The organism is Pseudomonas sp. 24 E 13 (assembly GCF_900004715.1).
Taxonomy (GTDB): Bacteria; Pseudomonadota; Gammaproteobacteria; order Pseudomonadales; family Pseudomonadaceae; genus Aquipseudomonas; species Aquipseudomonas orientalis_A.
In genome coordinates this window covers 6,367-16,588 of record NZ_CVTO01000139.1, presented here as the reverse complement: position 1 = coordinate 16,588, position 10,222 = coordinate 6,367, and the positions used below count along the sequence as shown (strand labels likewise).

The following is a 10,222-nucleotide window of genomic DNA, read 5'->3' as shown; positions in this document are numbered from 1 at the left end:
CAAGCCTGCGTTCGGCCAGCGTGGTTTAACGGGGCGCCTGAGATCAAGATCAAAAGCCAGATCAAGATCACGAGCGGCTCGCTTCGCATCGTGGTTACGGTTGGGCGCTACAGAGTTGTGTAGATACCTATGGCTATCAGGGGCAAGCCCCCTCCCACATTTTGATCTCCACTGGAGGGGAGATTAGACGCGGAAGGCCTGCACCGCCGTGTTGAGCTGCCCGCCCAGCACCAGCAGGTGTTCGCCCTGGCTGCGCCCCTGGCCGATACGCAGCAGGTTGTCCTCGCCCAGTTGGTGAATGCGTTCGCTGTTATCGCGAATCTCGCTCACGGCGCCGCTTTGCTGCGCAGTCACGTCAGCGATGCGTACCGCCGTCTCGGAAATAGTCTGGATCGCCCCGACGATTTCGTCCAGCGCGCCATCGGCGGCCTGGGCTTGCTCGGCGGTGGCTTCGGCATGTTCGACCTGCGCACGCATGCCTTGCACCGATTGGTGGGCGGCGGTTTGCAGGCTGCTGATCAAGCCCTGGATTTCGGCGGTGGCGCCGGCTGTGCGTTGGGCCAGGGTGCGCACTTCATCGGCGACCACTGCAAAACCCCGGCCGGCCTCACCGGCGCGGGCGGCTTCGATAGCGGCATTGAGCGCCAGCAGGTTGGTCTGGTCGGCGATCGAGCGGATCACCGTGAGCACGCCGCCGATGGTGGCGGATTCCTCGGCAAGTTTCTCTATCATCTGCGCGTTTTGCTGCACTTCTCCCACCAGGGCGTGCAAACCGGTCAGGCTCAGGCCGATGACGCGCTGGCCTTGTTCCACGGCGATGCCGGCACTGCGACTGGCGCCAGCGGCCTGGCTGGCATCGCCCGCCACTTGCTGGATGGTCGCTTCCAGTTCGCCCAGGGAGTCACGGATCTGCGCAGTATCCCCGGCTTGGCGTTCGGCGCCGTCGTGCAGGCCGCTGCTCAGTTCGGCAAGGGCGCGGCTGCTGCCGGCAACTTCTTCGGCGTTGCCGCGAATCGTGCCGACCAGGTCCACCAGATAAGCGCGCAGGCGGTTGAGCGAGGCCTGGATATCGTGCAGTTCGCGGTTGGTCCTGCCCAGGTCGATCGGCTGGCTGAAGTTGCCTTCGGCCCAGGTGGACAGCGCCGGGGCGAGGGCGGTCAGCACCCGCGCCAGGCGACGCTGCAAGGTGTCGATCAACAGGGCGATCAGCAGGATCAGGCCAATCATCAGCCCTTGTATCAGGCGCACTTCGCCCTGGATGCTGGCGTGTTGCGCGCGCACCACTGGCTCCAGGCCGGCGATGGCTTGGCGCACACCGGTGATCTTGGTGCGTGTGGCGGCGGCGAGGTCGGCGCGTTGCTGGATCTGTTCGCGGGTGCGCTTGAGCTCGGCGGGGTAGCGGGTCAACAGGCCGTTGAGTTCACGCTTGAGGTCAACGCCGGTGTCCAGCGCTTCGGTTTTTTCAGTGTTTTCCAGGCCCATCAAGGCGGAAAAATCGTCGGTGCTGGATTCGGCGCTGGCCTTCACGCCCAGTAACGGCAGCTGTGCCAGCAGGTCGGCCTGGCTACGGATGTTGGCGATTTCACGCTCGACGTCATCGGCCAGCTCGGCGCGCCCGCTGCTGACCAGTTTTTCGCGCGCCAGGGACAACTTGCCCAAGTGTTGCGAGGCCGCCAGCAGCGGCGGCAGGTAGCGCGCGGCGTCCGCAGAATTGGCCGCGCCGGCGTACTGGCTCAGTTGCTCCAGGTTCGCCCCCAGTTCGCGTTCGGCTTGCAGCAGCAGCGCTTGCGGGTCGCCGGCCAGTTTACCGGCGGCGAGCAGGTCGGTTTTGCTGAAGGCATCCACGTCCGCAAGGCTGGGGCGCAGGCTTTGCGCCAACTCGGGCGGCAGTGAGTCGAGCTGCTGCAGCAGGCTTTCCAGGCTCTGGCCGGCGCTGCTCAACCGCAGGGCATCGCCGCTGGCCAGGTAGTCGTCGATATTGCGTGCGGTCTGGTTCTCAAAGGCCTGGGACAGCCCCAGATAGCGCTCCATCAACAGGTACGGGCGCTCCAGTGCTCGTTGCGACCACCACAGCGTCGCGCCAAGTGCCAGGCACACGGCAACCAGAAGAAGGGTATTGAGATTGGTCAGCAGCTTCAGGCGCATGCGTGGTTTCAACCGACAGCAAAAGATAAGTGCCTGAAGTTATTGCGTTTCTATTACAGCGTTATGACCGAATCAGTGAATCCCGGTGAAAAGATGGCACTTTGCTTTGATGGGCGAGCCGCCTGCACGCGGTTGCGTCCGGCATGCTTGGCACGGTACAGCGCCTCGTCGGCCTGGGCGGCCATCATCAGGCCGTCGGAGCCGTCGCACAGTTCCACCAGCCCTGCACTGAAGGTGCACCATAAGTCCTGCGGCTGGGCCGGGTAGTGGATTTCGGCAAAGCGCCCACGGATGTCGTCCAGCACCCTGCAGGCCGATTCGAGGTCGGTGTCGGGCATCACGATGGCAAATTCCTCACCGCCATAGCGGCCGATGTAATCGGTCTTGCGCAGGCGCTGCTTGAGGAACAGGGCCAAGCTCTTGATGACGCGATCGCCCATGGGGTGACCGTGGCTGTCATTGACCCGCTTGAAGTGGTCGATATCCAGCATGGCGAAGCTCAGCGGCTTGTTTTCGCGACGGGCGCGGAAGCTGCAGTCTTCGAGCAATTGCAGGATATGCGTGTGGTTGTACAGCCCGGTCAGGCTGTCGCGCACCATCCGCGCCTTCAGATTGCGCGCACGCGCCGCGCGGTTGCGCACGGTGGTGATCAGATGGCGCGGCTTGATCGGCTTGGTCAGGAAGTCGTCACCGCCTTCGCTCATCGCATCGAGCTGTTTGTCCAGGTCGTCTTCGGCCGACAGGTAGATGATCGGCACGCTGACATAGCGGTCGTTGTGGCGAATCACCTTGGCCAGCTCGGTGCCGGTGCAGGCGGGCATGTACATGTCGAGGATGATCAGGTCGGGCTGGAAGTCCGCCAGCTCGGCCATGGCCTGGATCGGCTCGATCAAGGTGCGGGTGACGATGCCGGCGCTGTTGAGCAGGCGCTCGGTGTGCAAGGCCTGGGCACGGGAGTCGTCAATGATCAGCACTTTATACGGCTCGTATTGAGCGACGCAGGTCAGCACTTCGATCTTTTCCAGCAGGCTCGAGGCTTCCAGCGTGCCGGTGAGGAATTCTTCGCCGCCGGCGCGCACGGCGGCCAGGCGCGTCGGCGTGTCGGTTTCATGCAGGCTGAAAAACAGCAGCGGCAGCTTTTGCTCCAGGCCCTGCTGGGCTTCGGCGGCCAGTTTGAGCCCCAGTCCGGGGCCGCAAAAATCCACGTCCATCACGATCGCCGACGGCAGGCGCTCGGCCATGGAGGCGCGAAACGCTGCGACGCTGTCCAGGGACTGCGCGCTCATGCCGAAGAATTCCAACTGCTTGGCCAGGCGCTCGGCGCGGTCATGGTCGGCCAGCATTACGTAGATCGGTTTGCGCATCGGCGGCAGCAGGGTTTGCTCGAGTTGATCGCCCTGGCGCAGCCCGGTGCGCGACAGGCGCTGCATCAAACGGTTGAGTTCGGTGATCAGGTGGCTGCTCAGGCGGCCACGGTTTTCGTCCACGGCCTTGAGGGACTCGCCAATGTGCTGGGCCAGTTGACGGTGCTCGGGCTGTTCAAAACGCTCGGCAAAGCGCAGCAGGCGCAGATTGGCTTCGCTGAGCTCGGAGAAGTCGGCGTTCGACCATTCGCTGCGTTGCAGGCGCTGCCAGATCTCAAGAATTTGACGTGCCTGATGAATTACCCGCTGGGCAAAATGCTGCTTGAGACGCTCGCGGCTGGGGTCTTCTGACTCGGTCATATCCTGACTACTGTGAGGGTGCATGCTGAGGTCAACTAGTGGCCCTATGCTAGCACCTCTTTTCTATTGTATGAGTGTCATACGTCAATTAAGTACGCGTCGGCGGTATTCATTTTTTGACCTCGTGGTCGCGCTGTGTAAAAAGCGTGCATCCTTTATAGTTCACCCTCGGGTATGCGCCAGTCTGGTTTAAAAGCGCCGCACCGATGGGCACGATGGGGTAGGGTTGTGGTCGGAGTGTTTGACCGCACCCGGACAATTGATGTGCATGAACTCAAGTGATTGAAAGGATATCGCCATGCTGGACTGGAAAAACCGTGAAGGCAGTGCCAAAGGCCCCGCCCCTGAGCCCAAGTCGGCCAACCGCAGCTACGTTCGCAACCTGCTCATGAGTCGCGCCTTGCTCAGCGTGATCTGCTTGTACCTGCTGGTCACCGGTGGCCTGGGTTGGTATTGGAGCCAGGAGCCGGCGTTGTTTCCGGTCCAGCAAAACGCCCAGCTTGCCGCCGAGAAGGAAGGCAAACAGATGGTGATCGGCTACACCACCGTCGAAACCCTGAAAAACGTGGTCGGCACCTTGCTCAACAAGCCCGGCGGTTATATTTCCAATGACCGTTTCCCGCCAGGCCTGTGGATGGACAACATGCCGAGCTGGGAGTACGGCGTGCTGGTGCAGGTACGTGACCTGACCCGCGCCCTGCGCAAGGATTTCGCCCGTTCCCAGTCGCAGTCGGCTGAAGACGCTGACCTGGCCAAGGCCGAGCCGCGTTTCAACTTTGACAACAAGAGCTGGGTGCTGCCGTCCAGCGAGTCGGAATACCAGGAAGGCATCAATTCCCTGAGCCGTTACGAAGCACGCCTGTCCGACCCCAACCAGAAGGGCGCGCTGTTCTATGCCCGCGCCGACAACCTGAACAACTGGCTGGGCGATGTCGCCACCCGTCTGGGTTCGCTGTCGCAACGCCTGTCGGCCAGTGTGGGCCGCGTGAAGCTGAACACCGCGCTGAAAACCGAAGCGCTGGCGCCGGGTGAAGTGCCGCAGGTCGATGAAGAAGTGGTGGAAACCCCCTGGATGCAGATCGACAACGTGTTCTACGAAGCCCGTGGCCAGGCATGGGCACTGTCCCACCTGCTGCGCGCCATCGAAGTCGATTTTGCCGACGTGCTGGCCAAGAAAAACGCCACCGTCAGCGTGCGCCAGATCATTCGTGAGCTGGAGGCCTCGCAGGAACCGGTGTGGAGCCCGATGATTCTCAACGGCAGTGGCTTCGGGGTACTGGCGAACCATTCGCTGGTGATGGCCAACTACATTTCCCGGGCCAACGCTGCAGTGATCGATTTGCGTCAGCTCCTCAATCAGGGTTGATGATGGACGCTACTCAAAAGGAGGCCGCCCACCGGGTAGCCTCCGATGCTGAACTGATCCAGTGGGTTGACGAACATGACAACCCGCTCGGCAACCTCGTCAGGTCCGACCTGCGCAACCGCGGGCTGATTGGCCGTTGCACCTTTATCTTTCTGTTCAACTCCAGGGGCGAGCTGTGTGTGCATCGGCGCACCCTGAGCAAAGCGCTGTACCCCGGGTTCTGGGACACGGCAGCGGGCGGGATGGTCGCGGCAGGGGAAACCTATGCCGATTCGGCGGCCCGTGAGCTTGCCGAAGAACTCGGCGTCAGCGGCGTGGAATTGATCGAACATGACCATTTCTATTTTGAAGACGGCGACAGCAGGCTTTGGTGCACCTCCTACTCGGCGGTATGGGACGGGCCACTGTGCCTGCAGCCCGAAGAAGTCATGGAAGCGCGCTTCCTGCCGATTGAAACGGTGTTGAGCGAGGCCAGACACAAGCCTTACTGCCCGGACGCGCAAGAAGGCCTGCGGCGCTATCTGGCGTTGCGTCGCTAAAGTTGCATGAAATGGCGCCATTTGGCCCTTAGCAACTTGGCTTTTTGCCGTTACACTGCGCCACTTTTCATCCCCTAGAGGATTGCCGGTGGCCAAGAAAGCCGCATCCTTCGCCGCCCTGGGTGGCCTGGTATTTTCCACCGATGCAGGTCGACACTGCCCGGACTGCCGTCAGCCCGTGGATTCGTGCACCTGCAAACAAACCCTGATTCCCGAAGGCGACGGCATTGCCCGCGTACGCCGCGAGAGCAAAGGCCGTGGCGGCAAGACGGTGACCACCATCACCGGCGTGCCGCTGGCCGAAGAGGCGCTCAAGGAACTTGCCACCACGCTGAAAAAGCGCTGCGGCACCGGTGGCGCGTTGAAAGACGGGGTCATCGAAATCCAGGGCGAGCATGTCGAGTTGCTGTTGGCCGAGCTGATCAAGCTCGGTTACAAGGCCAAGAAGTCCGGCGGCTGAAAGCCTCTTCCCGGCCTGTGTCTAAACTCTGCCCTGCGAGCGAGGTCTACCTCCCTTACAGGCAAATCGTCATTTTCATTCTTTAGACTGCGCCAGCCTCCGCTTGAGGTGGCGCCTTCGCCTTCATTTATAGGGGACTTCGATGTCCGTACGACGCACACGCAAAGACGATGGCAGCCAATGGACAGTTGCGGACAGCCGCAGTGTTTACGGGATTCGCCATTGGGGGGCCGGTTATTTCGCGATCAATGAAGCCGGTCGCGTAGAAGTCCGTCCGAACGGTCCGAACAGCACGCCTGTCGATCTGTACGAGCAAGTCGACGAGCTGCGCAAAAGCGGCCTGTCGTTGCCGCTGCTGGTGCGCTTCCCCGATATCCTGCAAGACCGTGTACGCCAGCTCACCGGTGCCTTCGATTCGAACATCGAACGCCTGGAATACCAGAGCCAGTACACCGCGCTCTACCCGATCAAGGTGAACCAGCAGGAAGCGGTGATCGAGAACATCATCGCCACCCAGAACGTCTCCATCGGCCTGGAAGCCGGCTCCAAGCCGGAGCTGCTGGCCGTGCTGGCCCTGGCGCCGAAGGGCGGCACCATCGTCTGCAACGGTTACAAGGACCGTGAATTCATCCGCCTGGCGCTGATGGGCCAGAAGCTCGGCCACAATGTGTTTATCGTGATCGAGAAAGAATCCGAAGTTGAATTGGTGATCGAAGAGGCCGCCAGCCTCAAGGTCAAGCCGCAGGTAGGCTTGCGTGTGCGCCTGTCGTCCCTGGCCTCAAGCAAGTGGGCGGACACCGGTGGCGAGAAGTCCAAGTTCGGTCTGTCGGCGGCGCAGCTGCTGTCTGTGGTCGAGCGTTTCCGCGCGGCCGGCCTGGACCAGGGCATCCGCCTGCTGCACTTTCACATGGGTTCGCAGATCGCCAACCTGGCCGACTACCAGCACGGGTTCAAGGAAGCCATTCGTTACTACGGCGAACTGCGCAACCTTGGCCTGCCGGTGGACCACATCGACGTGGGCGGCGGCCTGGGCGTGGACTACGACGGTACCCACTCGCGCAACGCCAGCTCGATCAACTACGACATGGACGACTACGCCGGCGTGGTGGTGGGCATGCTCAAGGAGTTCTGCGACGCGCAGAGCCTGCCGCATCCGCACATCTTCTCCGAGAGTGGCCGTTCGCTGACCGCCCACCACGCCATGCTGGTGGTGCAGGTGACCGACGTCGAGAAACACAACGACGAAATCCCGACCATCGAAAACAAGGAGAGCCTGCCGGAAACTGTGCAATGGCTGGTGGACCTGCTGGGCCCGACCGATATCGAGATGGTCACCGAAACCTACTGGCGCGCCACTCACTACATGAGCGACGTGGCCACCCAGTACGCCGACGGCAAGCTGACCCTGGCCGAGAAAGCCCTGGCCGAACAGTGCTATTTCGCCGTGTGCCGTCGTCTGCACAACTCGCTCAAGGCTCGCCAGCGCTCGCATCGCCAGGTGCTGGACGAACTCAACGACAAACTGGCCGACAAGTACATCTGCAACTTCTCGGTGTTCCAGAGCCTGCCGGACACCTGGGCCATCGGCCAGGTACTGCCGATTCTGCCGCTGCATCGCCTCGACGAAGAGCCGCTGCGCCGCGCCGTGCTGCAAGACCTGACCTGCGACTCCGACGGCAAGATCAAGCAGTACGTCGACGAACAGAGCATCGAGACCAGCCTGCCGGTCCATGCCTTGAACGAGGGCGAAGACTACCTGCTGGGTATCTTCCTGGTCGGCGCGTATCAGGAAATCCTCGGCGATATGCACAACCTGTTCGGTGACACCGACTCGGTGAACATCTACCAGCGTGAAGACGGTTCGGTGTACAGCGCCGGTATCGAAACTCACGACACCATCGAAGACATGCTGCGCTATGTGCACTTGTCGCCGGAGGAATTGATGACGCATTACCGTGACAAGTGTGCGAGTGCGAAGATCAGTGCCAGCGAGCGCACTCAATTCCTGGACGCATTGCGCCTGGGCCTGACCCGTTCTTCCTACCTGTCCTCGTAAAAAATGTGGGAGGGGGCTTGCCCCCGATAGCGGAGTGTCAGGCAACTGATTTGTTGCTGATGTACTGCTATCGGGGGCAAGCCCCCTCCCACATTTGGATTGCGTTTTTTCAGTTGGCTCCGAGCCACAGCCCTTGCCGATTCAGGCGCCAGGCAATTGCCCACAGGGTCAAACTGCGCACCGCCATGAACAGCAGGAAGGTGATCCACAACCCGTGGTTGCCCAACCCCTGCAATGCCCACGCAAGCGGCACCACCAGCAGCACCGTCAGCAACATCCCATTGCGCATTTCCCGCGCTCGCGTGGCGCCGATAAACAATCCATCGAGCAGATAACTCCACACCGCAATCAACGGCAATACCGCAAGGTAGGGCAGGTAGCGGTCGGCGGTTTCGCGCACGCTGGGAATGTCGGTTTGCATGGCGATAAACAGGTGGCCGCCGAAGGTGAACAGCAGCGCGAAACCGACGCTGGCGATCAGTGACCAACCACAGGCAACCACCAATGATCGTTTTAACGCCTGGCGGTCACGTGCGCCGATGGCGTGGCCGCACAGGGCCTCGACAGCGTGAGCGAGGCCGTCCAAAGCGTGTGCCGTCAGCAGCAGGCCGTTGAGCAACAGCGCATTGGCCGCCACGGTCGCATCCCCCAGCCGCGCGCCCTGTACGGTGATCATGAAAAACACCGACTGCAACGCCAGGCTGCGGATAAAGATGTCGCGGTTTACCGCCAGCAATGGGCGCCAGCTTTGCCACAGCTTGAGCGCGGCCCAGGCGATATGGCCGGGGTAGGCGCGCAAGGCTTTTTGGGTGAGGGCCAGGCCGAGCAGGGCACCGGTCCATTCGGCAATCACCGAGGCGCGGGCCGAACCGACCACGCCCCAATCCAGGCCCAGAACGAACCACAGGTTCAGCGCGATATTGACCAGGTTGGTGGTCAGCAGGATCGCCAACGGCGCACGGGCGTTCTGGGTGCCGAGGAACCAACCGACCAGCGCATAGCTGGCAAGGGCGGCGGGCAGGCCGAACAGGCGCGTATGGAAGAATTCCCGGGTCAGTTGGTTCAGTTCGGCCGAGGGTTGCATCCACTCGAGCGCCAGATGGCTGAGCGGAATGCCCACGGTGCCCAGCAACATGGCCAGTCCCAGCGCGAGCAGCAGACCTTGCAGCAGCACCTGGCGCAATGCCGCGCCGTCATTGCGCCCGGCGGCCTGGGCGGCAAAGCCGGTGGAGCCCATGCGCAAGAAGCCCATGGCCCAGGCGAGGAAGGTATACAGGCTGGCGCCGACGGCCACGGCGCCCAGTTGGTGGGCGTGGGGCAGATGGCCGATGACCATGCTGTCGACCAGGGCCACCAGCGGCACGGAGATATTCGACAGGATCATCGGCGCGGCCAGGGCCCAGACACGGCGATGGGTGGGGCGGTGGCGCCAGTCGGCGAGCAGGGCGGTCATGAAGGCTCCTAGGTGGAGCGCCATTGTAACCGGCCATTAACCCCACCGCAGATCCAATGTGGGAGGGGCGGTGCGACGATTCGGCTTGCCCCCAATGGCGGCCTCTGGGCCGACCAGGATGTCGTGTCGATCCCGGCCCAAATGTGGGAGGGGGCTTGCCCCCGATGGCGGCCTCAGAGCCGGCCAGGATGTTGTGTCGATCCCGATCCAAATGTGGGAGGGGGCTTGCCCCCGATGACGGCGTCAGGGCCGACCAGGATGTTGCGTCGATCCCGATCCAAATGTGGGAGGGGGCTTGCCCCCGATGACGGCCTCAGGGCCGACCAGGATGTTGTGTCGATCCCGATCCAAATGTGGGAGGGGGCTTGCTCCCGATGGCGGCCTCAGAGCCGACCAGGATGCTGGATCAGACCGAGTACATATCCGTTTCTGCGGTAACGGCTGCTATGGGTTCCGCTTTTACAGCGGCTCACTTTTGA

General features: G+C 62.2%; 7 protein-coding genes. 4 read left to right on the top strand and 3 right to left on the bottom strand.

The annotated features are described in order from the left end of the window. Window positions 1–183: 183 nt before the first annotated feature. Together BFP90_RS18650 and BFP90_RS18645 are read right to left on the bottom strand one after the other, a co-directional pair. Entirely contained in the window at window positions 184–2,145 is a 1,962-nt protein-coding gene (locus BFP90_RS18650) for a methyl-accepting chemotaxis protein (protein ID WP_065897680.1), read from the bottom strand. Window positions 2,146–2,198: 53 nt separating this feature from the next. Continuing rightward, window positions 2,199–3,869, bottom strand: coding sequence for a response regulator (locus BFP90_RS18645; protein ID WP_065897679.1), 1,671 nt, complete (start codon window positions 3,867–3,869; stop codon window positions 2,199–2,201). 298 nt (window positions 3,870–4,167) lie between these two features. Between BFP90_RS18645 and BFP90_RS18640 the strand changes: the two genes are divergently transcribed. The 4 genes from BFP90_RS18640 (at window position 4,168) to speA (ending at window position 8,290) form a co-directional block, all read left to right on the top strand. Continuing rightward, entirely contained in the window at window positions 4,168–5,235 is a 1,068-nt protein-coding gene (locus BFP90_RS18640; protein WP_065883460.1) for a DUF2333 family protein, read from the top strand. Between the two features lie 2 nt (window positions 5,236–5,237). Continuing rightward, window positions 5,238–5,774, top strand: coding sequence for an NUDIX hydrolase (locus BFP90_RS18635; RefSeq protein WP_065897678.1), 537 nt, complete (start codon window positions 5,238–5,240; stop codon window positions 5,772–5,774). A gap of 88 nt (window positions 5,775–5,862) precedes the next feature. Then, window positions 5,863–6,234 (top strand): translation initiation factor Sui1, encoded by a 372-nt coding sequence (locus BFP90_RS18630; RefSeq protein ID WP_057724111.1) that lies wholly within the window; start codon window positions 5,863–5,865, stop codon window positions 6,232–6,234. A gap of 142 nt (window positions 6,235–6,376) precedes the next feature. Beyond that, window positions 6,377–8,290, top strand: a complete 1,914-nt coding sequence (gene speA / locus BFP90_RS18625) for an arginine decarboxylase (RefSeq protein WP_065883466.1) — start codon at window positions 6,377–6,379, stop codon at window positions 8,288–8,290. A 109-nt stretch (window positions 8,291–8,399) separates the two neighbouring features. On the opposite strand, the gene BFP90_RS18620 is transcribed toward speA, so the two are convergent. Further along, window positions 8,400–9,743, bottom strand: a complete 1,344-nt coding sequence (locus tag BFP90_RS18620; protein WP_065897677.1) for an MATE family efflux transporter — start codon at window positions 9,741–9,743, stop codon at window positions 8,400–8,402. Window positions 9,744–10,222 lie beyond the last annotated feature (479 nt).